The 25,248-nt window shown below is 63.3% G+C and carries 29 protein-coding genes and 1 other RNA gene; 6 read left to right on the top strand and 24 right to left on the bottom strand.

The genetic code is table 11. From position 1 onward, the window contains the following. Positions 1 to 75 precede the first annotated feature (75 nt). Entirely contained in the window at positions 76 to 1,341 is a 1,266-nt protein-coding gene (locus OVA24_RS18470; protein WP_267671596.1) for a Gfo/Idh/MocA family oxidoreductase, read from the bottom strand. Between the two features lie 75 nt (positions 1,342 to 1,416). On the opposite strand from OVA24_RS18470, the gene OVA24_RS18475 reads away from it, so the two are divergent. Next, entirely contained in the window at positions 1,417 to 2,376 is a 960-nt protein-coding gene (locus tag OVA24_RS18475) for a bile acid:sodium symporter family protein (protein WP_267671597.1), read from the top strand. Between the two features lie 9 nt (positions 2,377 to 2,385). On the opposite strand, the gene OVA24_RS18480 is transcribed toward OVA24_RS18475, so the two are convergent. The 5 genes from OVA24_RS18480 to OVA24_RS18500 all read right to left on the bottom strand — a co-directional run bounded on the left by OVA24_RS18480 (position 2,386) and on the right by OVA24_RS18500 (position 6,637). Further along, positions 2,386 to 3,408 (bottom strand): LLM class flavin-dependent oxidoreductase, encoded by a 1,023-nt coding sequence (locus tag OVA24_RS18480; RefSeq protein ID WP_267671598.1) that lies wholly within the window; start codon positions 3,406 to 3,408, stop codon positions 2,386 to 2,388. 56 nt (positions 3,409 to 3,464) lie between these two features. Continuing rightward, positions 3,465 to 3,866 carry a DMP19 family protein gene (locus OVA24_RS18485; RefSeq protein WP_267671599.1) on the bottom strand — a complete coding sequence of 134 codons (402 nt, stop codon included), beginning with the start codon at positions 3,864 to 3,866 and terminating at the stop codon, positions 3,465 to 3,467. 82 nt (positions 3,867 to 3,948) lie between these two features. Further along, the gene (locus OVA24_RS18490) at positions 3,949 to 4,434 is read right to left on the bottom strand and encodes an Lrp/AsnC family transcriptional regulator (protein ID WP_267671600.1); all 486 of its coding nucleotides are present in this window, start codon (positions 4,432 to 4,434) and stop codon (positions 3,949 to 3,951) included. A gap of 115 nt (positions 4,435 to 4,549) precedes the next feature. Continuing rightward, positions 4,550 to 5,623 carry a 6-phosphofructokinase gene (locus tag OVA24_RS18495; protein WP_267671601.1) on the bottom strand — a complete coding sequence of 358 codons (1,074 nt, stop codon included), beginning with the start codon at positions 5,621 to 5,623 and terminating at the stop codon, positions 4,550 to 4,552. Between the two features lie 60 nt (positions 5,624 to 5,683). Beyond that, the gene (locus OVA24_RS18500; RefSeq protein WP_267671602.1) at positions 5,684 to 6,637 is read right to left on the bottom strand and encodes a D-alanyl-D-alanine carboxypeptidase family protein; all 954 of its coding nucleotides are present in this window, start codon (positions 6,635 to 6,637) and stop codon (positions 5,684 to 5,686) included. A gap of 109 nt (positions 6,638 to 6,746) precedes the next feature. Between OVA24_RS18500 and OVA24_RS18505 the strand changes: the two genes are divergently transcribed. Then, positions 6,747 to 7,283 carry a DUF456 domain-containing protein gene (locus OVA24_RS18505; RefSeq protein ID WP_267671603.1) on the top strand — a complete coding sequence of 179 codons (537 nt, stop codon included), beginning with the start codon at positions 6,747 to 6,749 and terminating at the stop codon, positions 7,281 to 7,283. A gap of 53 nt (positions 7,284 to 7,336) precedes the next feature. After that, positions 7,337 to 7,724, top strand: an RNA gene (gene rnpB / locus OVA24_RS18510) — RNase P RNA component class A. A gap of 119 nt (positions 7,725 to 7,843) precedes the next feature. Here the strand turns inward: rnpB and OVA24_RS18515 are convergent. From OVA24_RS18515 to OVA24_RS18525, 3 genes are read right to left on the bottom strand one after another with little or no spacing between them, the layout of a single operon-like run. Then, positions 7,844 to 8,803 carry a PulJ/GspJ family protein gene (locus OVA24_RS18515; protein ID WP_267671604.1) on the bottom strand — a complete coding sequence of 320 codons (960 nt, stop codon included), beginning with the start codon at positions 8,801 to 8,803 and terminating at the stop codon, positions 7,844 to 7,846. Between the two features lie 20 nt (positions 8,804 to 8,823). After that, positions 8,824 to 9,543 carry a type IV pilus modification PilV family protein gene (locus tag OVA24_RS18520; RefSeq protein WP_267671605.1) on the bottom strand — a complete coding sequence of 240 codons (720 nt, stop codon included), beginning with the start codon at positions 9,541 to 9,543 and terminating at the stop codon, positions 8,824 to 8,826. An 8-nt stretch (positions 9,544 to 9,551) separates the two neighbouring features. After that, a complete protein-coding gene (locus OVA24_RS18525) occupies positions 9,552 to 10,241 on the bottom strand; it encodes a pilus assembly FimT family protein (protein WP_267671606.1) in 690 nt (229 codons plus the stop codon). 263 nt (positions 10,242 to 10,504) lie between these two features. Between OVA24_RS18525 and OVA24_RS18530 the strand changes: the two genes are divergently transcribed. Further along, the gene (locus tag OVA24_RS18530) at positions 10,505 to 11,461 is read left to right on the top strand and encodes a hypothetical protein (RefSeq protein WP_267671607.1); all 957 of its coding nucleotides are present in this window, start codon (positions 10,505 to 10,507) and stop codon (positions 11,459 to 11,461) included. Positions 11,462 to 11,473: 12 nt separating this feature from the next. On the opposite strand, the gene OVA24_RS18535 is transcribed toward OVA24_RS18530, so the two are convergent. Genes OVA24_RS18535 through nuoB form a run of 3 tightly spaced genes read right to left on the bottom strand, consistent with a single transcriptional unit; the run spans position 11,474 to position 13,408 of the window. Next, a complete protein-coding gene (locus OVA24_RS18535) occupies positions 11,474 to 12,226 on the bottom strand; it encodes a rhomboid family intramembrane serine protease (protein WP_267671608.1) in 753 nt (250 codons plus the stop codon). A 45-nt stretch (positions 12,227 to 12,271) separates the two neighbouring features. Then, positions 12,272 to 12,841, bottom strand: coding sequence for an NADH-quinone oxidoreductase subunit C (locus OVA24_RS18540; protein WP_267671609.1), 570 nt, complete (start codon positions 12,839 to 12,841; stop codon positions 12,272 to 12,274). A 30-nt stretch (positions 12,842 to 12,871) separates the two neighbouring features. Next, positions 12,872 to 13,408 carry an NADH-quinone oxidoreductase subunit NuoB gene (nuoB, locus tag OVA24_RS18545; protein ID WP_267671610.1) on the bottom strand — a complete coding sequence of 179 codons (537 nt, stop codon included), beginning with the start codon at positions 13,406 to 13,408 and terminating at the stop codon, positions 12,872 to 12,874. 137 nt (positions 13,409 to 13,545) lie between these two features. On the opposite strand from nuoB, the gene lepB reads away from it, so the two are divergent. Beyond that, on the top strand, positions 13,546 to 14,112 hold the full coding sequence (lepB, locus tag OVA24_RS18550; RefSeq protein ID WP_267671611.1) for a signal peptidase I: 567 nt from the start codon (positions 13,546 to 13,548) through the stop codon (positions 14,110 to 14,112). Further along, positions 14,109 to 14,981 carry a tRNA glutamyl-Q(34) synthetase GluQRS gene (gene gluQRS, locus OVA24_RS18555; protein ID WP_267671612.1) on the top strand — a complete coding sequence of 291 codons (873 nt, stop codon included), beginning with the start codon at positions 14,109 to 14,111 and terminating at the stop codon, positions 14,979 to 14,981. The genes lepB and gluQRS overlap by 4 nt, the downstream gene beginning before the upstream one ends. Here the strand turns inward: gluQRS and gntK are convergent. From gntK to OVA24_RS18615, 12 genes are all read right to left on the bottom strand, one after another. Further along, positions 14,924 to 15,442, bottom strand: coding sequence for a gluconokinase (gene gntK, locus OVA24_RS18560; protein WP_267671613.1), 519 nt, complete (start codon positions 15,440 to 15,442; stop codon positions 14,924 to 14,926). The genes gluQRS and gntK overlap by 58 nt on opposite strands. Positions 15,443 to 15,614: 172 nt before the next feature. After that, positions 15,615 to 15,929, bottom strand: coding sequence for a putative quorum-sensing-regulated virulence factor (locus OVA24_RS18565; protein ID WP_267671614.1), 315 nt, complete (start codon positions 15,927 to 15,929; stop codon positions 15,615 to 15,617). A 25-nt stretch (positions 15,930 to 15,954) separates the two neighbouring features. Next, on the bottom strand, positions 15,955 to 16,833 hold the full coding sequence (locus OVA24_RS18570) for a cytochrome c oxidase subunit II (protein WP_267671615.1): 879 nt from the start codon (positions 16,831 to 16,833) through the stop codon (positions 15,955 to 15,957). Between the two features lie 27 nt (positions 16,834 to 16,860). Further along, positions 16,861 to 17,085, bottom strand: coding sequence for a hypothetical protein (locus tag OVA24_RS18575; RefSeq protein WP_267671616.1), 225 nt, complete (start codon positions 17,083 to 17,085; stop codon positions 16,861 to 16,863). A 13-nt stretch (positions 17,086 to 17,098) separates the two neighbouring features. Beyond that, positions 17,099 to 17,299: a hypothetical protein gene (locus OVA24_RS18580; RefSeq protein ID WP_267671617.1), complete on the bottom strand. Its 201-nt coding sequence runs from the start codon at positions 17,297 to 17,299 to the stop codon at positions 17,099 to 17,101. 21 nt (positions 17,300 to 17,320) lie between these two features. After that, positions 17,321 to 17,659, bottom strand: coding sequence for a cytochrome C oxidase subunit IV family protein (locus OVA24_RS18585; protein WP_267671618.1), 339 nt, complete (start codon positions 17,657 to 17,659; stop codon positions 17,321 to 17,323). 36 nt (positions 17,660 to 17,695) lie between these two features. Then, entirely contained in the window at positions 17,696 to 19,336 is a 1,641-nt protein-coding gene (locus OVA24_RS18590; RefSeq protein ID WP_267671620.1) for a cytochrome c oxidase subunit 3, read from the bottom strand. A 62-nt stretch (positions 19,337 to 19,398) separates the two neighbouring features. After that, positions 19,399 to 21,315 (bottom strand): cytochrome c oxidase subunit I, encoded by a 1,917-nt coding sequence (locus OVA24_RS18595; protein ID WP_267671621.1) that lies wholly within the window; start codon positions 21,313 to 21,315, stop codon positions 19,399 to 19,401. Positions 21,316 to 21,391: 76 nt separating this feature from the next. Beyond that, complete coding sequence (locus OVA24_RS18600; RefSeq protein WP_267671622.1) at positions 21,392 to 22,159, bottom strand: c-type cytochrome; 768 nt, start codon at positions 22,157 to 22,159, stop codon at positions 21,392 to 21,394. A 30-nt stretch (positions 22,160 to 22,189) separates the two neighbouring features. Continuing rightward, the gene (locus OVA24_RS18605; protein WP_267671623.1) at positions 22,190 to 22,903 is read right to left on the bottom strand and encodes a cbb3-type cytochrome c oxidase subunit II; all 714 of its coding nucleotides are present in this window, start codon (positions 22,901 to 22,903) and stop codon (positions 22,190 to 22,192) included. Between the two features lie 27 nt (positions 22,904 to 22,930). Beyond that, complete coding sequence (locus OVA24_RS18610) at positions 22,931 to 24,436, bottom strand: cbb3-type cytochrome c oxidase subunit I (RefSeq protein WP_267671624.1); 1,506 nt, start codon at positions 24,434 to 24,436, stop codon at positions 22,931 to 22,933. Between the two features lie 25 nt (positions 24,437 to 24,461). Next, positions 24,462 to 25,238: a c-type cytochrome gene (locus OVA24_RS18615; protein WP_267671625.1), complete on the bottom strand. Its 777-nt coding sequence runs from the start codon at positions 25,236 to 25,238 to the stop codon at positions 24,462 to 24,464. Positions 25,239 to 25,248 lie beyond the last annotated feature (10 nt).

Genomic DNA, 25,248 nt, shown 5'->3' on the forward strand with positions numbered 1-25,248 from the left:
CTGATAATTCCACAGGGATATCCACCGCTCATCCGCTTCAACACCGACGGATCCACCTCTTGCTTCGCCAGCGGCTCAGGCCTCCATCTTCCACGGCCCCCTCATCGGCTGGTGGATGAGCTGGTTCGCCGCGGCATCATCGAAGGTCATCTTCACCGGATCAAACCTGAGGCTCTTGTTCAGGCGATGGGCGATGACCCCCATGTTCACCACCGTGCAGGACCAAAAGCCATTGCTCTCATTGAGCGCGAACTTTTTCCTCGTCCGGATGGCCTCATGGAAGTCCGTGACCTGTGGCTCCGGATCCGGGAGGGCCGCCAGCTTCGCCTCCAGATCCGGGATGTCGGATTTGAAGCCTCTGAAGATCTTTCCTTTCGGTCCCTCGATGTAGGCGGCCGACTGGTCCTTGTTCTCTCCATCCAGCACGATCTTGCAGCCGTCGGCGTAGGTGAACTCGATACGCCGCCACTTGCCGATGGCGTCCGCATCCTGCGGATCCGCGTCGATCTCGACGGAGATCGGACCGGTGTCGTCCTTGCCCAAGATGTACTGGACCGGATCAAGGTAGTGCTGGCCCATGTCACCGAGACCGCCGCCGTCATAGTCCCAGTAGCCGCGGAACGTGCCGTGGGTCCGGTGCGCGTTGTAGGGTTTCTTCGGCGCCGGGCCGAGCCAGAAGTCATAGTCGAAATGCTCCGGCACCGGCTGTTCCTCCAGCCCGGTCTTTCCGGACCACTGGAATTTCCAGTTGAAGCCCGTGACGCCGGAAACGGTGACCTTCAGCGGCCAGCCGAGCAGTCCGTGCATGGCTGCCTTCCTGAGCTGCTTCACCGGCACGCCCATGCCATAGAAGCTGTCCTTGAAGCGGAACCAGGTGTTGAGCCGGAAGATCCGCCCATGGCTTTCCACCGCCTTCACCACCGACAGACCTTCCCCGATGGTGCGCGTCATCGGCTTCTCGCACCACACGTCCTTCCCTGCCCTCGCCGCGGCGACGGACATCAGACCATGCCAATGCGGCGGGGTGGCCACATGGATGACGTCGATGTCCTCACGGGCGATGACCTCGCGGAAATCATGGTAGCCCTTGATCCCGTTCGCATCCGCACCAGACTCCTTCATCCTCCCCTCCAGCCGCAGGCGGTCCACATCGCACAGGGCGAGCAGCTTTCCAGGCATCTTCAGGTGGGATGCGGAGATGCCCCCACAGCCGAGGATCGCGCGGGTGATCTCGTTGGACGGCGCTGTCTGCCCGTTCAGCCCCAGCACCCTGCCCGGAACGATCTGGATGGTGGCGAGGGCGGCGAGGCCTTTGAGAAACTGGCGGCGGTCGGGATTCATGGGGCGGGTCTTTGATGCGGAAACGGCGCACTTCCCTCCGGATGTTTCACGCAGCCCCCACACATCCCCAAAAGCATGACAATCCCATCGAAAAGCATCATGCTCTCCGACTTCCACATCGTCCGCCGATTTTCATTGGCCACCCTTTCCCTCCCGGGAATCCTCCCATCAATGCCCGCTGATTTCCTCAAAACCGTCCTCCTCCCCGTCGGCCTCATCTTCATCATGTTCGGCATGGGCCTCGGTCTCACCGCCGCGGATTTCAAGCGCGTCATCCGGTATCCGAAAGCAAAGCTCATCGGCATCACCGCCCAGCTCCTCGCCCTGCCGGTCCTCGCCTTCACCATCGCGACCGTGTTCCGGCTGCCCGCCGATCTCGCGGTGGGGTTGATGCTCATCGCCGCGTGTCCCGGCGGCCCCACATCGAATGTCATCAGCCATCTTTCCCGTGGTGACACCCCGCTTTCGGTGACCCTCACCGCGATCTCCAGCGTGGTCACCGTCTTCACCATCCCGCTGGTGATGAAGCTTTCCATGACCCATTTCATGGGCAGCCACTCGGTCATCCAGCTCCCGTTCCTGAAGACCTTCGTCCAGCTCATCGCCGTCACGCTGCTGCCCATCATCATCGGCATGGCCGTCCATGCCAGGTTCCCCGGGTTCAGCCGCCGCATGGCGCGCCCGGTGAATCTGTTCTCCATCTTCTTCCTCGCCGTCATCATCATCGCCGCCGTCCTGAAGGAGAAGGATCTCGGCGCGCAGATCGCCATCGCCGGGCCCGCCGTCGCCGCACTCAACCTCGGCGGCATGGCCGTCGGCTTCGGGCTCGCCGTGTGGTTCGGCCTGCCCCGCGCTCAGCGTGTCACCATTTCCATCGAAGTCGGCATCCAGAACGCCACCCTTGCCCTCGCCATCGCGCTCGGCATCCTGGAAAGCCCGCGGCTCGCCATTCCATCCGTCGTCTACGGACTGTTCATGTTCGCCACCGGCGCCGCCATGATCGCCATCTTCGGGAGGAAGCCGCGCGCCGACTGACCGCCCGCATCAACGCCAGCCCATGCCCGGGGCCACGTGTTCCAGCAACGACTGGAGCACATGGACGTTGTAGTCCACTCCCAACTGGTTCGGCACCGTCAGCAGCAGGGTGTCCGCCTCCGCGATGGCCTCATCGGCTTTCAGCAGATCCACCAGCCGGTCCGGCTCCGCGGCATAGGAACGTCCGAAGATGGCGGTGGTTTCATCGATCACGCCGGTCTCGTCCTTCGCCCGGCTGCCCTCCGCGCCGAAGTAGTGGCGGTCCCGGTCATCCATCAGGGCGAAGATCGACCGGCTGACGGAGACACGCGGCTCACGGGCATGCCCGGCTTCCTTCCATGCCTCCCGGTAGGCACGGATCTGCCTGGCCTGCTGCACATGGAACGGCTCCCCCGTTTCATCCCACTTCAAGGTGGAGCTCTGCAGGTTCATGCCCATCTCCGCAGCCCACACCGCCGTCGCGTTCGATGCGGAGCCCCACCAGATGCGCTCCCTTAGTCCTTCGGAGTGTGGCTCCAGCCGCAGCAACCCCGGCGGGTTCGGGAACATCGGGCGCGGATGCGGTTTCGCGAAGCCATTGCCGGACAGGAGTCTCAGGAAGGCCTCCGTCGATTTCCTCGCCATGTCCTGGTCCGTCTCCTTCTCACCCGGCTCCATCCCGAAGTGCCGCCAGCCATCGATGACCTGTTCCGGAGAACCCCGGCTGATCCCGAGCTGGAGACGCCCGCCCGAAATAAGGTCCGCCGCTCCCGCATCCTCCACCATGTAGGGCGGATTCTCATACCGCATGTCGATCACCCCCGTGCCGATCTCGATCCGCTCCGTCCGCGCGCCGATGGCCGAGAGCAACGGGAAAGGCGACGCCAACTGCCGCGCGAAATGGTGCACCCGGAAATAAGCGCCATCCATCCCCAGTTCCTCCGCCGCCACCGCCAGGTCGATGGACTGCAACAACGCGTCCGATGCCGAGCGGGTGCCCGAGTGCGGTGAAGGCGTCCAGTGGCCGAAGGAAAGGAACCCGAGCTTTTTCATGCGCGGAACCTCACACGAATCCGCAGAAAATCCAGCCCCTCCCCCTCAAGAATACCTCACTCGCCCAGCTCTTCCTCCATGTAGGTGAGGACGATGTCCACCAGCTCGTCCATCCCCTCGAAAAACTCCTCCTCGATGGTGCAGAGATACTCCTCCTCCGTCTCGCTGTAGTCGTAGCGGTCCTCCGGGCGGGTCTCACACCAGCGGCTCGCGTTCAGCGGATCGACCAAGGTGGTCGCACCGACCAGCTCGAATGAATTGATCACCCGCTGGTGGTTCATCCCGCTCTGCCAAAAGGCGTGGAGGCCGTCCTCCCCATCCACCAAGGCCACGGTCTCATACACATCCATCAGCGCCCGCTCCTCGCGGGTCAGCTTCCGCTCCGCCGCCTCCGTCTCGAGACGATCGACAAGCACCTCCACCTCATCCGGCCACTCTATGGGTTCATGGGAAAACATCGCGCGCCGGGTTAGACCGGCCGCGCGACACTTGCCAAGTGAAATGATGGCCTTTCCCCTGCCCCCGGGCGCCCGGTCATCCTCACGGACTGACAGCCAGCCGCTCGGCGGAGGTGTTCTTTTCGAACAGGAAGCCGTTTTCCTTGTAGGTCTTCAGGCGGAAATGGGTGGCGGTGGAGATCACACCGTCCAGCGTGCTGAGCTTCTCCGACACGAAGAGGGCGACCTCGCGCAGGTCCGCGCCGTCCACCACGACCATCAGGTCATAACCGCCGCTGGCCAGGTAGCAGGAAACCACCTGGTCGAAGCGGGAGATCCGCAGGGCCAGACGGTCGAAGCCGCCGCCACGCTCCGGGGTCACCTTCACCTCGATGAACGCGGAGACGGAGGTATCGCCGGACTGCTCCGTATCGACCACGGCATGATAGCCGAGGATGGTGCCGTCCTTCTCCCAGCCGGCGATCTGCGACGCGACTGCCTCAGGCGTCAGGGAAAGCAGGTCCGCCAGTTCCTGGTCGGAGAAGCGGGCCTTGTGGCGGAGAACCTGGAGGAGCGGATCGGAAGACATTGGTTTGGAGAAGTTGAGGGTGGAAGGTTGAGTGTTGAGAGTGACGGACGATCAGGACTCGCCCCGATTCTGACTCTTCACCCTCAACACTCAACCATCAACTTTCAACCTCCCATCAGTCTCCCAGGCAGATGCCGACGGCCTTCGCCGCCTGCACCAGTTCACCATCGGGTTCCACCAGGCGCAGCTTGTTCACCGCCTCCTCGATTGGTACGGAATCCACGTGGTACGCCTGATAGCTGACCATGCGGCCGAACGCGCCTTCCTGCGCGAGCTTCACCGCCATGACACCGAAGCGCACGCCGAGGATCCGGTCGAGCGCGGTGGGCGCACCGCCGCGCTGGAGATGGCCGAGCGTGCAGGCCCGGGTGTCTTTCCCGGTCAGTGCTTCCAGGCGCTTCGCGACACACTCGCCGATGCCGCCGAGGCGGATCTCGCCGCCGGCGTTCCCGCTCAGGGTCACCAGGTCGCCGTCCGGGAGTTTCGCGCCCTCCGCCACCACCACCAGGGTGCTGTGGTGGCCCTGGGCATCCCGTTGTTTGATGAAATCCGAAACTTTTTCCAGGCTGAAGGGAACCTCCGGCAGGAGGATCACGTTCGCACCACCGGCGATGCCACCCCAGAGGGCGATCCATCCGGCGTGCCGGCCCATCACCTCCAGCACCATCACCCGCTTGTGGCTCTCCGCGGTGGTGTGCAGGCGGTCCAGCCCGTCCACCACGGTGGTCACGGCACTGTCAAAGCCGAAGGTCATGGCGGTGGCGCTGAGGTCGTTGTCGATGGTCTTCGGCACCCCGACGATGGGCCATCCGGCGCGGTAAAGCTGCAGGCCGGTGGTGAGCGAGCCGTCCCCACCGACGATGACCAGCGCCTCGATGCCGAGCTGGTCCATGGTGCGCTTCGCCTTCGCGATGATCATTTCGGAAACTTCCGCCACATCCCCTTTCCCCACCTTCGCGGCGAAGTGCCCCTTGTTGGTGGTTCCCAGAATGGTTCCGCCCATCTTCAGGATGCCGATGGTGTCCTTCGGCTTGAGGACCTTGTAGTCACCCGGTGGGAGCAATCCCTCGAAGCCGTCACGGAAACCGATCACTTCCCAGCCGAGCTGGTCCGCAGCCCCCACCACACCGTGGATCACCGCATTGAGTCCGGGGCAGTCGCCGCCGCTGTTGAGAATACCGATTCGCATGAGTAAATTATTGTTCACTGCCCGAGCAGCAGCAGCCGTTCCGGAACGCGCGGATTCTCATCACTGGGCCGGAGGAATCGCAAGGATTTCACGCTTCGGGTCATTCACCGGTGCGCCTGCAGCCAGCCAGGGATCATAGATCGACCAACCCTGCCGGATGAGCGAGCGGGCGCGGTCGAAACGCTGCGGATTGTTGAGAACGACGACGATCAGGCGGCGCGGGGTGGCCCCCTTGTTGCCGTCCGCCTTCATCCGGACGAGCGGCTCGCGGTCCATGCAAACGGCGACGCACTGGCCGGCCGCGTTGGTGGTGCCTGTCTTGATGCCCAGGATCCCCGGCTCACCGACGAGTTGGTTGGTGTTCCGGACCAGGTACTTCCGGTCTCCACCAGGCCCGGAAACCGTCACATTCCGGTTCGGCTGGCGGACGATGAAGGTGAACGCATTCCGCCGCATGGCATAGACGGAAAGCTTCGCCATGTCCGCCGCGGTGGAGTAGCCCTTGGTGTTCCGGATGTCCAACCCGTGGGGATTCACGAAGTTCGTCTGGGTCATGCCCACCGCCTGGCCGAGCCGCCCCATCTCCGCGACGAACGCCGCCACCGGATCGCCATCCCGGCCACGGCGGACGAGGAGGTCCCGCCCAACGTGGTCCGCGATGGTCAGTGCGGCCAGATTGTCCGAACCGAGGAGCGCGGAATAAAGCGCGTCCCGGAGCGACAGCCGGTCTCCCGGCTGCAGGTTCATGGGATTCGGCCCGCCGACGAGGGCAACCGTCTGCGGTGCCGTGATCATGACCGTGGCGATGTCCCTGCCGGAAGCGGTCGCCCAATCAATGGCAACCACTGCGGTGGCGATCTTGTTGAGGCTGGCGACCGGCCGTTTCTGGCCGGCGTTCGAGGCGACGAGGATTTTTCCGGAGTAGGCTTCCACCACCATCACGCTTTCCGGCGCCTGGGCGGACAGGGAAAAGGGCACGAAAACAGCGAGCAGGGAAAGGAAACGGACGATCATAGGGATCAATGGTTCGTGGAGCCGGAGGGTACGGGCTCCCGGTCCGCAACTCAACCGGAAACGCCGTGTGAAGTTGCGGACCCACATCAAGCAGGCTATATCCAGACGCATGTGGGATGCGATTTCCGGCTGGGACTACTGGAATGGAGTGGGCGCCGGCGTCGCCTGGGTGGTGACCATTTGCCTCATGGTGGCCGGACTGGTGGGCTGCGTGCTGCCGGTCCTGCCGGGCCATCTCATCATCCTCATCGGGGCGGTGGCCCACCGCGTGATGCTCGGCCGGGAGGGATCGGGACTGGAGTGGTGGTCTTTCCTCGTGCTGGTGCTGCTGCTGGCTGCCTCCCAAGCCTTCGAGATCGCCAGCGGTGCGGCGGGCACCCGCTGGTTCGGCGGCACCCGGTGGGGCGCTGTGGGAGCCTTTGCCGGCAGCATCGTGGGGATCTTTTTCCTCCCGTTCGGGCTTCTGCTCGGCCCGCTGATCGGCGCATTCGCGGCGGAGATGCTGTTCGCGAAGAAGAAGCCTACTTTCGCGGCCAGTTCCGGCGTCGGCTCGGTAGTGGGAACCCTCGCCGGGATGGCGGTGAAAATCGTCGGCGGCGTGTTGATGGTCCTCTGGTTCGTGGTGGATGTGTTCTGGATCGGGTGAAATCCCGCAGCTTTTGCTTGGATTCCGGGCCGGGAACCCGCAGTTTCCCCCTCGCCGCTCCCCGGACGGCCGCAATCCTCCGCAAGGATGGTTGAGGAAAGTCCGGACACCATAGGGCAACGCGCCTCGTGAAAACGGGGGACGGGAACCGCGAGGGACCCGGACGGAAAGTGCAACAGAAAGCATACCGCCGATGGTCCGCAAGGACACAGGTAAGGGTGAAACGGTGGAGTAAGAGCCCACCGCGCCGAGGGCAACCGAGGTGGCACGGCAAACCCCGCGTGGTGCAAGACAAAACAGGGGAAGGGCTGCCCGTCCGTTCGATCCCCGGGTATTAGTCGCACTCCGCGCGAGCGGAGCGCCCCGTGAGAACGGGGTGAGAGAAATGGCCGTCCAGCCCGCAAGGGTGGACAGAATCCGGCTTACAGGGGAGCGGCCCCCCTTTTTTTCCGGGAAAGATGACGGAGGCCTCCACAAAAGAAGACGCGCTCATGGAATCCCGTGAGCGCGGCAATCTGTGGAGGAGATGTTCGTGGGCTCCCCCTTCCCCACCACTCCGCTCAGGGAGTGGCGACTGGAACCAGCTTGGAGTAATGGTAGGAGTTCTTCGTGAGGAACTCCGCCTGCTCCGTGGGTGTCTTGAAGGAACGCACCCGCATCTGCTCCACCCCGAAGTCCGTCAGGACCGACATGGACACCTCCACGGAGGTGAGGGATCCGCCTTTGAGTTCCTCGTCCGAAACTTCGGTCGAACGGGCGCTGAAGTCGGTGATGATGTTCCCCGCCTCCAGGCGGAACTCGGTGGCGGTCGCGTTCGCGCCACCAAGGGTGATCGGTACCTCCACGGTTGAGGCACCCCGTGCGAACGAACGCTCCACCTTCACGTTGAGCGTGATGGTGAACTGGAAGATGTTCTCGCAGACGAAGTTGTTCGGGTCATCGGTTTCAGAGCCGAACGCCTCATCGAACATCGAGCGGAGGCTGGTCGCGGTCCGGTTCGACTTGGAAAGCAGCTTGTCATAGGTATCGTCGGGATTCACCAGGTTCCGGTAGAGCACGAACGTCGGGATCTCCTTCGATCCTTTCGCCTGGATCGGGTCCTGGTATTTCAACTGGTAGCCGACGCAGGAAACATCACCGACGGTTTTCTCCTCCTCGGAAACCTCTCCATTGTAGCGGTCGGTCGGCGAGGTGTAGAAAATGAGGCTGGAGGAGCTGGGGCTGTCGATGGCCGGCATGGCTCCCTTTGCCTCAACCGGCTCGGTGACCGCGGAAAGCCACTCGGTGTTCGCACCGCGGCGGTTCACCAGCGCCTCGAGGTCGCGCGCCATGGTGTCCAGCATGGACTTCGCCTGGCGGTTCGCACGGATCTCCGAGCGGCTGCGCGTCCAGGTGTCGAGGGCGATGGCGGTGATCGAGACGAGGACGGTCACGATCATGGTGGTGATCGTCATCGCCACCATCAGCTCGATGAGGGTGAAGCCTTTCTTGCGGCGGGCGTTTGTTGGAAGGGTTTTCATGTCGCAGGGGAGAGTGGGATTCAGCGGCGGACGGCGAGGTTCCGGCGGAAAATGGGATTGGAGTCGGACTCGAAGATCTTGGAGAAGGGCGTGCTCTTCAGGTAATCCATCGACTTCGCGGGCATGCTGTAAAACTCCGCCGCAAACGCGATCACCGCGTCGGGATAGTTGTCCACGCTGCCTCCGCCGGATCCATCCGGAGAAGTGATGCGGCCTTTCGAGGACGCCTTCGCTTCCAGTTCATCCCTTGAGCCGGTGTAGGTGAGCTGGAGGCATTTCACCATGAACAGACCACCTTCGATCGCTTTGATGTCTTCCGCGAAAAGGGGGTCATTCAGACGGCGTGCCATCGGCTGGACCACATAGTCCTTGCCCGGGCTGCCTTGAGCCTTCGCCATGGCTTTCAGGGTGCCATCCGGCCGTTGGTCCGCCGGATCACCACGGTACTGGTAGACGAAGATCGCCTCCCCCGGCTTGTAGGATGACTCGATCCAGTCGTATCCCTTTTCAAATCCGTTGTCGTATTTGGAGGATTCCCGGTCGCGGACGGTGGTCATCTCGCGCTCGAGCGTGGATGCCAGACGATCCGCCTCCTGCACGTTGATCGCCTTGCGGATACCGGTGGCGGCGGGACCGAAGACATACATGAAGCCGGTGAGCAGCACGGCGAGCACGCCGATCGCGATCACGGTTTCCAGCAGGGTAAAGCCGGATTTTTTGGCCATAGGTTGGGTTTTCATGAACAGATTCAGAAATTTTTGACGTCGCTGGGCAGATTCATCTGCTCCGGGCTGCGGAATACGGAAGTGCGCCCGTTGCGCCAGACCACGAATCCTCCGAAGTCGCGCTTGGTGGAGGCGGTGACCACCGGCTTGGGATCCCCCGGATTGCGGGCACCGGTGCCGATGACGAAGCTGGCGCCGGGAGTGGCGCAGATGCCTTCACCGTTGAATTCATAGTAGAGGTACTCCCCTTGGAACGTGCGGTTCACATTGCTCAAGGTCATCTGCTCCAGAGTACCACCCGCACCGGAATGATCCTTCGTGCTGAAAGCGCGGCTGAAGTATGTCTGGTCCGGCAGGAACAGCGCCCGGCCGGCCACCACCCAGTTATCCGTCTCCGGCAGCCCGCTGTCATCCAGCTCCTCATAAACCACGAACATGCGGCGGAGGTAGTTGTCGCGGTTCTTCGGGTCGGAAACGTCAATCAGAACACGCGAGCGGGTCCGCTTGCTGACCGCCGCGGCCCGGGCCTCATCAAAAACGGCTTCCGCCGTCGCCACTCCGGTCCCCGTACCTTTCCCCCCCAGAACCCCACCCACGCCGATGGCAGCTACGGTCATCAGGATGGAAATGATGGCGATCACCGCCAGGAGCTCGATGAGCGAGAATCCCCGTGATCGGCACGACGGGGAGGTTTTCGGGAATCCAAATTGCATGGGGTTTTAGCAGGGTTTTGCTCGGAATATGGTCGGATGAAAGCGGAATTACAAGGGCAAATGTAAATACATAATAATACACGACCCATGGCACTCCGGAGAACGGACGCACGACAGCCGGAGTACGGCAGCCATGAAATCCACTTCCATGTCCGCATAGGAAACCCGAGTCGAACCAAGGCTGTCAATGCGCCTGAGCACGGCAATCAAAATTCTTTGAAAAAATCGTCGAATACCCGCCGGGAACGGCGAGTCTTATTCTCATGAAGCAAACCCTTCGCCGCTTGGCTGCCGCCGCAGCCGGACTCACCGCCGCAGTGCTCGTCAGTTCCTGCGCCTACGATCCCTATTACTCCGATGGCTACGGCGGTGGCTATTCCAGCGGATCCTACTCCACTTCCGTCTTCATCAGCACCGGCGACCCGCGCTGGGGGTATGACCCCTACTGCCACAGCTACTACGACTATCACCGCCGGGCGTATTACGATCCCTTCCTCTACGGCTACTACCCGGTCGGATTCCGGCCACCGATCGTTTATGGGGTGCCGCACCCCCACGGCTGGCGCCCGGGCAGCCGTTACTGTCCGCCACCGAGCCGGGTGAGAACCCACACGCTCTCCGGCTACCAGAACCGGGAGTCCCTCTACCGCCGCAGCAACTTCTCGTGGGCGAACGAGGTCAGGCAGCGTGATTCGGGATCGAGGTTCCAGCCCGGTTCCGACTATGGCCGCGGCCGCTCCGGCGGGTTTGACCGCAGCCGGTCGGACAATGACCGCAGGGACTTCGGACGTGGCAACGTCCCCGTCCAGCGCCAGTTCCCCGGAGCGGACAACGACCGTGGACGCGGCCCGGGCCGGGACAGCTCACCCTTTGTCCGCCCGCCACAGCGGGACTCCTCGGGCTTCGGACGTCCGGACCGGGATGGCGGTTTCCGTCGCCCGGATGCCCCGGACCGTTCCCAGTTCCGGCCCCAGATCCGCCAACAGGCACCGGAGCGCCCGCAGTTCCGCCCGCAGGCACCGGAGCGGCCCCAGTTCCGTTCCGAAAGATCCCGTGAAAGCAGCCGCCCGACCCCATCCGGATTCAACAACCCGGTGAGGCTGGCACCTGACCGCCCCGCTCCTCCGCAGCGCCAAGCTCCCAGTTTCCAGCGGGAAAGCCGCCAACAGGCGCCATCCGGCGGTGACGGCGGACGCAGCGGTGGATTCCGCCGCGACTGACGGGGAGCCAGGCTATACTCCCCCGGATTTGATCTTCCTCGCCTCCCTCCGTTCCCGCTCACGGCGGAGGGTGGCGATGGTCACCGGTGGCCGCAGCAGCCAAAGCCCCATGAAAAACCCGGCCATGCCTCCACCGAAGTGACAGGCGTGGCCGATGCTGTATCCCTGCCCGGCAAGCCCGGCGTCAGTGAACACCTGCACCACTTTCGTGAATCCGGGAATGTCAGGATTCAGATCCACGAGGGCGAGAATGAGCTCCGCCACCATGACGCCGATGCCCAGCGTCCGGGCGGAAACCGGGATGGGCCACATCTTCGAGTCCGGTGACAGGGTGGTCAGCAGGATGAGAAGGGCCACGCAGCCGCCGGAAATCCCCACCAGCGGCCCGCCGTCATCCATCATCAGGTGCGCCAATCCGCCGCCGATGACCCCGGCGGCCAGGGTTTTCACGACCCTCCCCTTCCCCAGCACGTGTTCCACCCGCGCTCCGATCATCACGATGCACAGGCAGTTGATCCCCACGTGCAGCAGGCCGCCATGGAACAACCCGTAGCTCAACAACTGCCACACCTCTCCGTCCGAGACTCCGCTCCGGCTGAGCCCGAATTTCTGGAAGATCCACGGCAGCCCCTCATGCCCACCGGCGATGGAGACCAGCACCTGCACGGCGACCAGGAAAAAGACCACCCCCCATGAGGCACGCGCCGACAAGATCGATCTCAGCCGGTGCCTCAGTTCCGAAAAGTACACACCGCAGCATCGCATTTCGGTGTGGGGTTGGAAACAGGAATCGCTCCGTGGACAACCGCATCAGTCGATGACGCGGGCACGCGGCTCACGGCGGATGACATCCGCGGCGCCCGCGCTGGTGACGAACGGCCCGCCCTCCAGCGGAGCCACGCCGGTGAACGCCACATCCGGCATGTCCGTCGGACGTCCAGCGAGCGGAAAATCCTTCCGCAGCGGGAAGAACGGGTAGCCCTCCCACATGAGGATGCGCTTCATGTTCGGGTGCCCGGAAAAGCGGATGCCCATCATATCCCACACCTCGCGCTCATGCCAGTCGGCACCCGCCCAGATGTCCACGGCGCTGGGGACTTCCTCGTCCTCGCTGACCTTCGCCTTTACCCGCAGGTGCCGGGCGTCGTCCAGGGTGGCGAGTTCATAGACGACCTCGAAACGGGGATCGTCACCGAAGTGGTCGATGCTGGAAATGTCCAGCACCAGCTCATAACCGAGGTCATCCCGGCATTTCCCGAGGACGGAGTGGAGATCCGCCAATGCGACATGGAGGGTGGTTTCGCCCCGGAACTCGGTGATTCCAGCGACTTTCGCTCCGAAAACTTCGTTGAGCTTCGCGGTGTCTTCTCCTTTGGCCATTTCGTTGGAAAGTTTCTCGTTCGGGGGAAATCAGGCCATCTCCTCGATCATCGAGCGCTTCTGGTCCTCGACGGCGCTTTCGCCCTCGATCTTCCGTTGCAGGCGCATCATGCCTTCGATGAGGGCCTCCGGCCGCGGCGGGCAGCCCGAAATATACACGTCCACCGGGATGAGCTGGTCGATGCCCTGGAGCACCGCGTAGCTGCGGTACATCCCGCCGCTGGAAGCGCAGGCACCCATGGCGATGCACCACTTCGGCTCCGGCATCTGGTCCCAGACGCGCTTCACGGCGAGCGCCATCTTGTAGGTCACCGTGCCGGCGACGATCATCACGTCACTCTGGCGCGGGGAAAAACGCATGACCTCCATGCCGAAGCGGGAGATGTCAAAGCGGCTGGAGGCGGTCGCCATCAGCTCGATGGCGCAGCAGGCCAGGCCCATCGGCATCGGCCACAGCGAGTTCTTCCGCATCCAGTTCATCGCCGCATCCAACTGGGTGAAGATGACGTTGCCCTCGATCTTCGAATCATAGGCGGCATGAGCGATCGAGGAGGAGTCGGTAACCATAGCGGGACGGGATCGCGGTCACTCTGCCCACGGCAGGCGGTTGCCTCAAGTGGATTGTGAAATTTTTCACAAGCTGCGATGGGCGGTCGTTCCGGTTTCCCTTGTGGGTAGCGGCTCCCGTTCCGCAGGATGTGGGTATGCACCCCTCCCCCACCCGTCCCCGCAGGACGCTTGTCACCGCCGTGGTGATCTTCCTGGTAGTGCTGTGCATGGTGCTCTACATCACCCGAGAAACCGGCTGGTGGGGAGGCCATCTGAATGGCAGCCGGGAAATGCACCCCACCATCCAGCACGGTGACCTGATCCTCACCACCAATTTCAGCGGCGGCATCAACTCCGTCGAGAGGGGTTGGATCGTCAAATACACCCACCTCGACCACATCCCGGATGATTCCAGCCAGTGGCTGATGGGCAGGATCGTCGCAAAGCCGGGCGACAAGGTGAGCGTGCGGGACGGCGTGATCTGGATCAACGGGGTGAAACATGATGCCGGAGGCGGTCCCGCGAAAGGCCCGCCGCCTCCAGTGAAGGATCCGTATCCCCTACGGGTGACGTTTCCGCTGGTGGTACCGGACAACCACGTTTTTATCCTGGGGGATAATCCGCGCAATGTGCTGGACAGCAGGTCGCTGGGTCCCATCCGCATTGGGGCGATCCACCAACGGGTGGTTTATCATCCCGAGAACGATCCCAAAAACCGATGACCGTCCGCACCCGCTTCGCTCCCAGCCCGACGGGAAAGCTGCACCTCGGCCACGCGATGGCCGCGTGGGTGGCGAAGGCGCTGGCGGACGCGCACGGCGGCGTCTTCTTGCTGCGCCATGAGGACATCGACCTGACCCGCGTACGGGAGGAATACTACGGCGGCATCGAGGAGGACCTGCGGTGGCTGGGGCTGGACTGGCAGGGCGCTCCCCTGCGCCAGACCGCACGTATCCCGGCCTATGATGCGGCGCTGGAGCGGCTGAAGGACATGGAGGTGGTCTATCCATGCTTCTGCACCCGGCGGGAGATCCATGAGATGGGTGCCCCGCAAGGACCGGAGGGTCCCATCTACCCGGGCACCTGCCGGGAGCTGCCTGCGGAGATCCGCGATGAAAAGCTCTCCTCCGGCCTTTCCCACGCCTGGCGGCTGGATGCCGGAAAGGCGGCGTGCCGCGCGGGGCGGCGGCTCACCTTCAATGACCTGATGCACGGCGTGGCCGTGGTGGATGAGGACTTGCTGGGGGATGTGGTGCTGGCGCGGAAGGACATCGGCACGGCCTACCATCTCGCGGTGGTGGTGGATGATGCCTTTCAAGAAATCACCCATGTGACGCGCGGAGAGGATCTCCTCCACTCCACCCATGTCCACCGCCTGCTGCAGGAGCTGCTGGGACTGCCGGAGCCGGTCTATCTCCACCACCCGCTGGTGCTGGACGAAAGCGGCAAGCGGCTGGCGAAGCGCCATGACGCGCTGGCCATCGCCGCGATGAGGGATGCCGGGGTGTCCCCGGAGGAAATCCTTCCGCGGATTCAGGATCCGGCGGTGATCCGGGCGATCACGGCGTCCACCACCTCCGGCAGCGTCTGATCGATCGGGACGACGATCACGTCCGTCTCATTCTCCGTGGGTTCCTCCAGTGCCTCGAACTGGGTGACCAGCATCTGCGGCTTGAAGAAATGCCCCGCGCGCGCCTGCATGCGGCCGAGGATGAGGTCATGGCTCCCCTTCAGGTAGATGAACGTGAGCTCCGGATTCCCCTCCCGCAGGCGGTCGCGGTAGCGTGCCTTCAGCGCGGAGCAGACGATGAACGAATAGGCGTTCGTGCGCTTCATGGCGAAGGCGGCGTCATTCAGGGCGGTGAGCCATGGCGCGCGGTCGTCGTCGTTGAGGGACTGGCCGGAGGACATCTTGAGGATGTTCGCCCGCGGGTGGAGGAAATCGCCGTCGAGCACCGCGCCGCCCGTTTTCCGCGCCACCTCGGAAGCCACCACGGATTTTCCGCTGCCGGAAACCCCCATCACCACGAAGACCCTGTTCGTCGATTCCATCGGGGAGGAAAGTCCGCGTTTGTCCGCGGTTAGGCAAGTAGGCAAATCATGAGGGGTAGCGAAGGTCGTGAGACCTTCGGCTGGGGGGAAGTCCGCGGGGGACTGGAGCGGATTTGCCAGGAGATCGACGCCCCGCCGAATCTCTCACGAGATTCGCTACCCCTCGCACGCCTCACTCGAAATCAAACGACCTGCGTGGCTTCTGCCGCAGCGGGAACCGGCCGCCCATCGCCTGGCGGATGGGATCGAAGACGGCATCCATGCCGACTTCCTTGATGACGTTCACCTGGGCCATCAGCTCGCCCAGGCGGCCTTTGGGAAATCCACGTTCCTTGAACCACGCGAGATATTCCGGCGGCAGGTCCATGATGGGAACCCCGGCGGGCGGGTATTCCCTGATCCCGAATTTCCCGAAGGGCATCCGGGTGCGGCCGATCTCCGCCAGAAGGTTCCGGAACTCCTCGCGGTCAAGGTCGATGGGATCCATCGCGGAGGACCGGGAGGAAAGCCGCTTACTGCGCGGGGGCTGGAGCTGGAGCCGCCGGTTGCGGTTCGACCGGAGCGGGCTGCGGGGCCGGGGCTGGAGCGGCCTGTTCCGCAGGGGATGCGGGAGCCTTGGCGGCTTGGGCTTTCTGGTTCGCCTCGAGCGCGGCCTTGGTCTGCTCCTCCGCCCACTTGTCGAAGTCGGCGGCGGGAACCACTTCCATGGTGCCAGTCATGTTGCCGTGACCTTCACCACAGAGCTGTCCGCAGACGACGAAGGTTTCCAGCGGAGCGATGGGGGTGAACCACATCGGGATCTCCTTCCCGGGGATGGCGTCCTGCTGGATGCGCATCGGGATGATGGAGTAGTTGTGGATGACGTCCAGGCTGCCGATGTTGAGGACGGACGGACGGTTGAGAGGAAGCTTCAGCAGCGGCGCGGTGAAGTCGTCCAGGGCGTTCGGGTCGCTGTAGTCGATGCCGAGCTGGTTGGTGCCGCTGATGAGGGCGGAGTCGATGCGGCCGAACTTGCCGTCAGCGCCGGGATAGTGGTAGGTCCAGCCGAACTGCCAGCCGACGACGCGGACGCGGTTCGGGTTCTGGCGCTGCACGTGGTCCCACTTGTCGGTGCGGTCCGCCCACAGCGGGAAGGCGAAGCCCAGGAGGAGCACGGCCTCGATGATGATCACGCCGATCTCAAGGTGGCTGGAAAGGTGGCTGCGGACGCCTTCATAGGATGCCTTCGGGTTGCGCGACTGGCGGAAGCGGAAGAGGCAGAACAGGAAGAAAATCGTCCAGCCCACACCAAGCGCGATCATGAACCAGTGGACGACATCGATGATGTGGTCCACGTCCGCGCCGTGGAGGGAGAAGTTTTCTGGAATGCCGAGGAACTTGGAAGGGCTCATGGAAAAGACGAATCGGAATGGGAGAAATCAGGAATGGGTCGTGGACGAGGGGCGGACGTAGTCGTCCTGCAGCGCCGGATCAAGGCTGGCCTGTTCCCGCCGCATCATGCGCGCCATGAAGAAGATCACGCCGCCGAGGACGGCGAGAATCACGATCAACAGGAAGAAGATCGAATACCCTGCGGCATCACCACCACCGGCGGCCATGTTGGCCTGGCAGGTGGCGCACGCGAGCGGAGATTGGAACATCATGGCTGTGATGGGGTCAGAGGTGGAGGCGGGTGGCCTTACGGTAGAACAGGACGCCATAGACCGGCATCACGGTGGCTCCGGCGATGCCGATGCCGCCGAGCACACGGGTCAGCGTGGTGGCCTCCTGCATGTAGACGAAGGCCCAGAGCGCGAGGAACACGAAGAGCAGGGTGCTCACGGTGACGAAGACGATGTGGAAGCCTTTGAGTGACATGGGAAGTGCCGGGTTGGAGGATTATTTGCCGAAGAAGTGCGGGTCGAAGATCGGGTCGAACTCCGCGAATGCGGTCAGACCGAACAATGCCAGCGCGAACACGAAGGCACCGAAGAAGATCCAGTAGATCGATTTCTTCTCGTGGTTGAGGTGCATGAAGATCGCACCGACAAGGCTGGCCTTCAGGGTGGCGATCGCCAGGCCGACGATGGCGTCCACATGGTCGAAGCCGTGGCGGCCGAAGTCGAGCCACTCCTGGGTGGCGACCAGCACGGTCACCACGGTGCAGACGAGCAGCGCGAGGAAGATCCAGATGTAGGTCTTCTTTGCCTTTTGAATTTCTTCCGGGGAATTTGCCATGGAAATGGGAGATGAAAAGTTCGCTGCTGGGTGGGATTACATCAAATACAGGACCGGGAACACGAAGATCCAGACAAGGTCCACGAAGTGCCAGAAGAGGCCGCCGACCTCCACCCGGTTGGCAAGCCACTCGGGATTGGAGAGATACATCTTGCGGCCGCAGAACAGGTAGTAGCCGAGAACGATCGCGCCACCCACCACGTGGAGGCCGTGGAGACCGGTGATGGTGAAGTAAATGGCGTAGTAGGTGTTCCAGGACGGGGTGAATTTCGAGGCGAAGCGGATCTCACCGCGGGGCACGGAAAGGTGCGGGAAGGTGTGTGGTTTCGTGAGATCTTCGCCGTTGGGGTTCCGGGCGGTGTAGTTCGGACCAAAGAAGTGCTCCTTACCCTTGTCGAATCCGCCGATCTTGATGTTGTTCTTCTGCTCGGAGTATTCGGCGATCTTGTCCCATCCGACGCGATAGCGCTCTTTCCAGGTGGGGTGGCGCTTCGGGGTCTTGCCGTCCTTCTCAAGGCCGTAGTCTTTCAGCAGGCGCTCCTCAAGCTTGGCGGTTTCGCCACGGTGCCATTCCCAGATTTCCCGGACGAAGGCGTCGTTCTTCATCAGCCAGGAGTTGTCGATGGCAATCTCCGGGTCGATCCCCTTCTCCTTCGCCTTCATGGCGAGGTGCTGGAAGTCGATCGCGTCCACGTAGTGGAACACCATGGGACTGGCAAGGAGCTTGCCTTCGACGACGGTGTCATCCCGCAGGCGGGACTGGCCGTCTGCCTCCCGGATGTCACGCGGGGCGAAGAGGAAATGGACCGGCTTGCTGACGTTGAAGGCCGCGGTCGGGATCTCGGTCAGGAGCTTCGGTGCGAGAGCGGCGGCATCCACGTTGACGTTGGGGGCCAGGGCGACGCTGGTCTCATCCGGATTGGCGGCCTTGGCGTCCTTCCACTCCTTGCGGAGGGCGGCGGTGCGGAGCGCGCCGTTGTGCTTGCGGGCCTTCAGGTGCGCGTCGCGGATCTTGGAGAGGAGGTCGGTGGTGAGGGGCTCACCCGCCTTGGCGATGACTTCCTCCGGCTGGCCTTCCTTGGTGACCGCCTTGACGTCTTCCGCGAGGGTGACGGTCGCGCCATGGTGTTTCGCCTGGTCGGCGATGCTCTTCACCCATGCGCCGTGGTAGCGGACGGTGCTGAAGCTGAACTTGGTGCCTTCGATGACGATCTGGTTCTCCTCGATCTTCTTGCCCCTGTAGTCTTTGACATACTCGCCGTTCTCCTTCTCGTATCCGAGGTGGCCTTCGACGATGGAGTAGTCGTTCAGGCGGACGGCCTGGTGGCCGAACTTCACGCTGTACTCGATGCCTTTGAGCACCATGAAGAGTCCGGCGCAGAGGATGGTGATCCACATGTAGATCTGGAATTTCCGCCACTCGCGCATCTTCAGCGCGGCCCAGGCGAACACGACGGTCACGGAGGAACCGATGAGGACGAAGGTGTTGATCAGACCGGGAAGCACCGGAAGGGTCCGCTCCGGCCATGGATAGTCAGCCCCGATGCGGAGGAAGACGTAGGCGGAGAAGAAACCACCGAAAAGCATGACCTCGGAGGCCAGGAACAGCCAGATGGCGATCTTCGAGTTGAAGAGCCCGGTGTCCTTGCGGGGTGTTACGATGTAGGGAATTTCCATTTTGGAGAGATGTCTGGTTTCCGATGGCGGCCCTCAACGGGCCGCGGGCGGAGAGCTCTGGGTCAGTGGTGGGAAGGTGCCTTTGCCGGGGTTCCCGCCGCGTCTCCGGCGCCGTGTTTCGGTTCGATCCACTGCGGAAGGAAGTCCTCCTTGCAGTCCGGACGGCTGTATTCGTAAGGACCGCGGTAGGTGGCGATGTCGAAGGTGAAGTTCCCGTGGCCGGGAGGCGTCGGGGTCGCCCACTCGAGGGTGGTGGCGTCCCACGGGTTGTCGCTCTGGATCTTGCGGCCGAACTTCCAGGCACCGAAGAGGTTGATGAAGAACGGGATCTGCGCGACGGCCAGTGCCCAGGCACCCCATGACATGAGGATGTTCAGGTCGATGTGATGGGCGACGGTGTTGGCGAAGACGTTGGCGCTGTCCACCCCCTGGGAGAGGGCGGTCTTGTCGAGGTAGGCGTCACCACCGTTGTACCAGCGGCGGTGGAAGCCTGCCATGCCCTGGACGAGCATCGGGAAGAAGATGATGTTCATGCAGACCAGGCTCGGCCAGAAGTGGAGGTGGCCCAGCTTGCGGCTCATGAAGCGGCCGGTGATCTTCGGATACCAGTGATACACACCGGCGAAGAGGCCGAAGAGAATGCCGGGCGCCACCACGTAGTGGAAGTGGCCGATCACGTAGTAGGTGTCGTGCAGGTGGAGGTCGGCGAGGTTGAATGCCAGCGGCAGACCGGTCAGACCGCCGATACCGAACATCGGCAGGAAGGCGCAGGCCCACATCATCGGCGGGGTGAAGCGGATGGAACCGCCCCACAGGGAGATGATCATGGCGGTGAGGAGGATCACCGACGGCACCGAGATGAGCACGGTGGTGGTCTGGAACCAAGTGGAGACCATCGGTCCCATGCCGGTCATATACATGTGGTGGGCCCACACGATGAAGGAGAGGAAGCCGAGGACGAGGACGGAATAGACCATCGACTTGTAGCCCCACAGCGGCTTGCGGGTGTTCACCGGAATGATTTCCGCGACGCAGGCGATGGCGGGCAGGAGGAGCACGTACACCTCCGGGTGGCCGAGGAACCAGAAAAGGTGCTGGAACAGCAGCGGGGAACCACCGCCGGAGAGATCCGCGAGACCTTCCGACTTCGTGAACAGGCCGGAGGGCATGAAGAAGGAGGAATGGGCGACACGGTCCATCAACTGCATGATGCCGGCGGCCTCAAGCGGAGGGAACGCGAGCAGGAGCAGGAAACCGGTGACAAGCATGGCCCACACCAGGAACGGCAGGCGCATCCAGGTCATGCCACGGGCGCGCAGGTTGATGATGGTGGTGATGAAGTTCACCGAACCGAGGAGCGACGAGGTGATGAGCAGCACGAGGCCGACCAACCACTGGGTCTGGCCCGCGAGCCACTGGTTCACCACCTGTCCGTCGGCGAAGCCCGCGAGCGGAGAGTAGTTCGTCCAGCCGGACTTGGCCGCACCGGACTCCATGAAGAAGGAAAGGCACATCACCAGACCACCGACGAGGTAGAGCCAGTAGCTGAGCATGTTCAGCTTCGGAAACGCCATGTCGGGCGCACCGATCTGCAGCGGGGTGACGTAGTTGCCGAAGGCACCGAAACCGAGCGGCACGATGCCGAGGAACACCATGATGGTGCCGTGCATGGCACCGAACATGTTGTAGGTCTCACCGGTCACCTTGCCATCGGACAGCCAGCGGGCTTTCCAACCATCGGTGAAAACCCAGCTCATCCACTCCGGAAGCGGCTCATGCGGGAAGGCGATGCTCCAGCGCATGACCATCATCAGATAGAATCCGAAGGCCAGGAAGCACATGGCCGTGATCCCGTACTGGATGCCGATCATCTTGTGATCGGTGGAGAAGACGTATTTCTGGAGGAATCCCGGATCGTGATGATGGTGATCGTCATGATGGGCGTCATGCCCGTGGTGGGAGTCTGCGTGGGCGCTCATAGGTCCGGCTGCGGCGGTGGGGTCGAAGGTGGAGTTGGGGAAAGGAGGCGGAATGGATCCGCCGGTTGTTCTGAAATTATTCGGTGGCCGGTTGGAGGGTGACCGGGTTCAGCATGGTCGCCGGATCAAGGGCGTCACCGGGGAGCATCTTGTCGTGCTCCGCCATGACTTCGGCGTCGGTGACGGCCTGGCCGGCCTTGGCGCGCTTGCCGGAGAGGTCGAGCGCGGCCTTCGCCATGTCCACGGTGACGACGTCACCCGCGGTGTTGCCGAAGCCGTTGCGGATGTAGGTCATCAGGCCGGCGAGGTCTTCCGCGCCCATGCCCGCACCCTGCGGAGGCATGATGCCCGCGCCGTAGGTCTTGCCGGAGCTGGTCGGTCCCTGGAGACCGTTGAGGATGACCATGGCGAGCGCGTCGGTGTTGCCGAGCACGCGCTTGGATCCGGCGAGGGCCGGGTAGTTCGCGCCGTCGCCCTTCGCGTCCGGGCCGTGGCAACCCGCGCACTTCGCGGAGTAGAGCTTCGCGCCGCGGGTGCTGTAGGCGGCGATGGCGTCCTTCGGCTTCGGACCACTGTCCTCACCGCCAGGGGCGGCATCGCGGACGTAGCCGGGCTTGAAAAGCGTCTGGTAACCGAACCAATCCCCGCCGTGGCCGAGGATGCCACCTGCGATCACGCCCACCACGAGGCCGGTCGTGAGCAACCAGAGGCCGACCGGCTCATGGCCGTTGTCGGCGATGCGCTTCTCACGCGCGGAGGCCGCGGCTTCGCGGATGATACGGCCATGTGCCTCGGCGACGTTGATCGACTCATCGAGGTCAGGCTTGGAATTCGGCACGGACATGGTGGGAAAAGGAATGCGTTGTGGGGAAAATTATTTCTCTTCTGCCTTCTTCGGGGAGAAGTCGATGGAAGCGGGCACCGGCTGGTCCTTTTTCAGGGCGAGGAGGTAGGAAACGAGGGCCTTCGCGTCGGAGGTGGGGAGGAACTCGGTGGTGTCGGAGCCCGGGGAACGGCCGTCGGAGAAGGTCACGGCATCCTCGGAGAGGGCGGCGCCAACCTGCTTTTCCTCGAACATGTAGCGGAAGGACGGGCAGGTGGACTTCTCACGGTCCGCTTCATAGCGCGGGTTGAAAAGGTGGGCGTAGAGCCAGCGGGCCGGGTTCTCCGGGGAGTAGATGGCCTCAACGCGGCGGCCGATGTTCGAAAGGTCCGGACCCACGCGGCTCACGCCGATGTGGGCGAAGCTCTCACCGAGGAAATCGTAGGCGTTCGTCTCCCGGCGGGTGTCGCCACGCTCCGGATCGGACTTCAGGCCACCCCAGTCGGCGCGGAACAGGTCGTTGCCGGCATAGGTCGGACGGACCACCTGGGTGTGGCAGTTGTAGCAACCGTTGGCGGCATAGACTTCCGCACCGTTGGCCACGCGGCCGGTGCGTTTCGGGAAATACGGGCCGGAATCCGGCTCCTCCGCATTGAGCGCGATGGGAGCGAGGTTCCGCATCTTGACGAACGGAATGACGACGACCGACAGCCAGGCAAGTCCGAAGCTGACCGAGAGGCCGATGATGAAGTGGCGGAGGCTCATGAGTGCGGTGAAAATTTCCGGTTGTGCTTAGTGGGCGTGGGCGTCCGCGGAGCCGGGACCGGCGTTGTCGACGTCACCTTCCGCACCGTGCGGGCTGCCGCCACCGTGATGGGAGACGAGCAAGGTCGGGTGAGAACTGCGGCGGCCCAGACGGAGCCACATCAACGTGAGGTGGAGGAAGAAGAAAACATTGGAAAAGAGGATGAACGCCCAGGCGATGGTGATGAAGATCGCGTAAGGATAGGTGCGGGTGGAGGCGTTGATCCACGGCTGCATCCACTGCTCCTGGCCAATGCCCTGCATGAGGCCGCCGAAGAGGGCCACCACCGAGACGGCGATGATGCCATAGACGGAGAAGAAGAAGTGCATGTTGATCAGGCGGCGGGACAACCACTCGCGGCGGGTGATCCGCGGCACGATGAAGTAGATGGCGCCAAACATGGTGAAGCTGAAGAAGGCGTAGAGGGCCAGGATCTCGAAGCCGTAGCCGGAAAGGGAGAACTGGGTCAGCTTCAGGCTGGAGCCGGGAAGGTTGAGGAACAGACCGGCGAAGCCGAAGACCAGCAGGCCGATGATGCCGGCGACCGAGAAGCGCAGGGACGGGCTTTGCTCGATCGCTTCAGGGCTGGCCAGGGTGGTGCGGAGGATGTTCACACCGGCGGCCAGCGCGGGGATGAACAGCAGCGCGGTGGCGGCGGCTCCGAGGTAGGGCAGGAAGAACGGGATCGGCGCGCCGGTCAGCTTCTGCATGCCAGCCCACGGGGCGATGATGGCCAGCGACCAGAAGCCGAGCTTGGCCAGGGAGTAGCTGAAGACCGGGCGGCCGGTGACCTTCGGCGCGAGGTAGTAGCTGGCCGCCAGGGCGACCGGGGTGAAGAAGAGGAAGATCAGGCCGGACTTGAACCAGGCGGCGATGCCCGCGGCCATGACCGGATGACCGCCCTTGAAGGTGAAGACCAGCAGGTTCGCGGTGATGAACACCCATGGGAACCAGATCATGGCGGCCATGATGTACCACTGGGAGATATAGACGTAGCCGGACGGCCTGACGCGGAACTGGATGAAGGACCAGACGACGATGACGAAGTAGGTCACCAGCAGCACCGGCCAGACGAAGGTCGGGAATTCCATCCATGGCACACCGGTCCCGGCACCACCGAGGATGCCGATGAGGCCGAGGCTGACGGCGAAGTTCCAGACGTGGCCGGCGGCGAGGATGACGCCGGCGGACTTGCACTCCTGGCGGGAAAGGCGGGCCATCAGCCAGATCATGACGCCGAAGGCGGCCTGGAAGCCCCATCCATAGACGAGGGCGGCGATGTGGGCCGGGAAGACGCGCCCGTAAGTGAGCCAACCGCAGCTTGAGAGGAACTCCGGGCTGTGCACCTTCGCGGAGGAAATGAGGCCGAGGATGATCGAAACGGCAAGCCATGCCGCGCCGCTGGTCATGAAGAACATGACGGGATGGCGCAGCGAGCGGTCGATATCGGCGCGGAGTTTCGCGTCCTGGATGGATTGGGCTGTGGAAGACATCGTCTGAGGGAAAATTGTAGGTCCGTTACTTGGCTTCGGGCTTGATCAGCTCGGAGGTGGGGAGTTGCGGCTTGCCGATCTCGCCACGGAAGGCTTTGACCCATTCCGGTTTCACTTGCGAGGCTTTGTTTCCAAAGCTGTTCCGGATGTAGGTGAGGACGGCGGCGAAGTCCTCGTCGGTCATGGCGGCGGCCATCGGGGCCATGCCCGCGACGAACTCCGTGTGCTCCTTGCCGGCCACGGTGATGGGGCCGGTGAGGCCGCGGAAGCCGATGATCACCAGGTTGGAGACCGGGCCGGTGACCCACTCGGAGCCAGCCAGCGGAGGACCGGCCATCGGCACGCCTTCGCCGTTCTGGCCGTGGCACGCGCCGCAGAGGAGGTAGCTGGCCTTGCCCTTTTCGACCACGGCGGGATCGACGGGATCGGTGGACTCGGCTGCCGCCTTGTTGATCGCGGTCGGGTCAACCGAACCGCCCGCTTCCTTCGCCTTCGCACGGGCGGAACCCGGGACGATCTGGGCGTCGGTGGAGACGGCCGCCGGCTTGGAGGCAGCGAGCTGGGTGGCGACGGTGGAGATCGCCTTGTCGATGGTTTCCTGGGGGAGTGCGGCGGCCTGGGCCTTCAGCACATCCTCCTTGTTCTTGTAGCGGGCCTCCGCGACGACATCCTCGAGGTTCTTCGGCTCGGAGTTGTTGAACAGCCAGATGACCGCCAGCAGCACGCCGAATCCGACGAACACGAAGAGCGCCCACCAGAAGGTGGTGAAGCGGGTGAAGAGATTATCGCGGGAAGAGTCCATGTGAGAGGAG

This window comes from Luteolibacter sp. SL250, assembly GCF_026625605.1.
Classification (GTDB): domain Bacteria; phylum Verrucomicrobiota; class Verrucomicrobiia; order Verrucomicrobiales; family Akkermansiaceae; genus Luteolibacter.

Bases quoted from the DNA above. Each gene is read 5' to 3' on its own strand.
- OVA24_RS18470 (WP_267671596.1), bottom strand. From the start codon at position 1,341: ATGAATCCCGACCGCCGCCAGTTTCTCAAAGGCCTCGCCGCCCTCGCC.
- OVA24_RS18475 (WP_267671597.1), top strand. From the start codon at position 1,417: ATGACAATCCCATCGAAAAGCATCATGCTCTCCGACTTCCACATCGTC.
- OVA24_RS18480 (WP_267671598.1), bottom strand. From the start codon at position 3,408: ATGAAAAAGCTCGGGTTCCTTTCCTTCGGCCACTGGACGCCTTCACCG.
- OVA24_RS18485 (WP_267671599.1), bottom strand. From the start codon at position 3,866: ATGTTTTCCCATGAACCCATAGAGTGGCCGGATGAGGTGGAGGTGCTT.
- OVA24_RS18490 (WP_267671600.1), bottom strand. From the start codon at position 4,434: ATGTCTTCCGATCCGCTCCTCCAGGTTCTCCGCCACAAGGCCCGCTTC.
- OVA24_RS18495 (WP_267671601.1), bottom strand. From the start codon at position 5,623: ATGCGAATCGGTATTCTCAACAGCGGCGGCGACTGCCCCGGACTCAAT.
- OVA24_RS18500 (WP_267671602.1), bottom strand. From the start codon at position 6,637: ATGATCGTCCGTTTCCTTTCCCTGCTCGCTGTTTTCGTGCCCTTTTCC.
- OVA24_RS18505 (WP_267671603.1), top strand. From the start codon at position 6,747: ATGTGGGATGCGATTTCCGGCTGGGACTACTGGAATGGAGTGGGCGCC.
- OVA24_RS18515 (WP_267671604.1), bottom strand. From the start codon at position 8,803: ATGAAAACCCTTCCAACAAACGCCCGCCGCAAGAAAGGCTTCACCCTC.
- OVA24_RS18520 (WP_267671605.1), bottom strand. From the start codon at position 9,543: ATGAAAACCCAACCTATGGCCAAAAAATCCGGCTTTACCCTGCTGGAA.
- OVA24_RS18525 (WP_267671606.1), bottom strand. From the start codon at position 10,241: ATGCAATTTGGATTCCCGAAAACCTCCCCGTCGTGCCGATCACGGGGA.
- OVA24_RS18530 (WP_267671607.1), top strand. From the start codon at position 10,505: ATGAAGCAAACCCTTCGCCGCTTGGCTGCCGCCGCAGCCGGACTCACC.
- OVA24_RS18535 (WP_267671608.1), bottom strand. From the start codon at position 12,226: ATGCGATGCTGCGGTGTGTACTTTTCGGAACTGAGGCACCGGCTGAGA.
- OVA24_RS18540 (WP_267671609.1), bottom strand. From the start codon at position 12,841: ATGGCCAAAGGAGAAGACACCGCGAAGCTCAACGAAGTTTTCGGAGCG.
- nuoB (WP_267671610.1), bottom strand. From the start codon at position 13,408: ATGGTTACCGACTCCTCCTCGATCGCTCATGCCGCCTATGATTCGAAG.
- lepB (WP_267671611.1), top strand. From the start codon at position 13,546: ATGCACCCCTCCCCCACCCGTCCCCGCAGGACGCTTGTCACCGCCGTG.
- gluQRS (WP_267671612.1), top strand. From the start codon at position 14,109: ATGACCGTCCGCACCCGCTTCGCTCCCAGCCCGACGGGAAAGCTGCAC.
- gntK (WP_267671613.1), bottom strand. From the start codon at position 15,442: ATGGAATCGACGAACAGGGTCTTCGTGGTGATGGGGGTTTCCGGCAGC.
- OVA24_RS18565 (WP_267671614.1), bottom strand. From the start codon at position 15,929: ATGGATCCCATCGACCTTGACCGCGAGGAGTTCCGGAACCTTCTGGCG.
- OVA24_RS18570 (WP_267671615.1), bottom strand. From the start codon at position 16,833: ATGAGCCCTTCCAAGTTCCTCGGCATTCCAGAAAACTTCTCCCTCCAC.
- OVA24_RS18575 (WP_267671616.1), bottom strand. From the start codon at position 17,085: ATGATGTTCCAATCTCCGCTCGCGTGCGCCACCTGCCAGGCCAACATG.
- OVA24_RS18580 (WP_267671617.1), bottom strand. From the start codon at position 17,299: ATGTCACTCAAAGGCTTCCACATCGTCTTCGTCACCGTGAGCACCCTG.
- OVA24_RS18585 (WP_267671618.1), bottom strand. From the start codon at position 17,659: ATGGCAAATTCCCCGGAAGAAATTCAAAAGGCAAAGAAGACCTACATC.
- OVA24_RS18590 (WP_267671620.1), bottom strand. From the start codon at position 19,336: ATGGAAATTCCCTACATCGTAACACCCCGCAAGGACACCGGGCTCTTC.
- OVA24_RS18595 (WP_267671621.1), bottom strand. From the start codon at position 21,315: ATGAGCGCCCACGCAGACTCCCACCACGGGCATGACGCCCATCATGAC.
- OVA24_RS18600 (WP_267671622.1), bottom strand. From the start codon at position 22,159: ATGTCCGTGCCGAATTCCAAGCCTGACCTCGATGAGTCGATCAACGTC.
- OVA24_RS18605 (WP_267671623.1), bottom strand. From the start codon at position 22,903: ATGAGCCTCCGCCACTTCATCATCGGCCTCTCGGTCAGCTTCGGACTT.
- OVA24_RS18610 (WP_267671624.1), bottom strand. From the start codon at position 24,436: ATGTCTTCCACAGCCCAATCCATCCAGGACGCGAAACTCCGCGCCGAT.
- OVA24_RS18615 (WP_267671625.1), bottom strand. From the start codon at position 25,238: ATGGACTCTTCCCGCGATAATCTCTTCACCCGCTTCACCACCTTCTGG.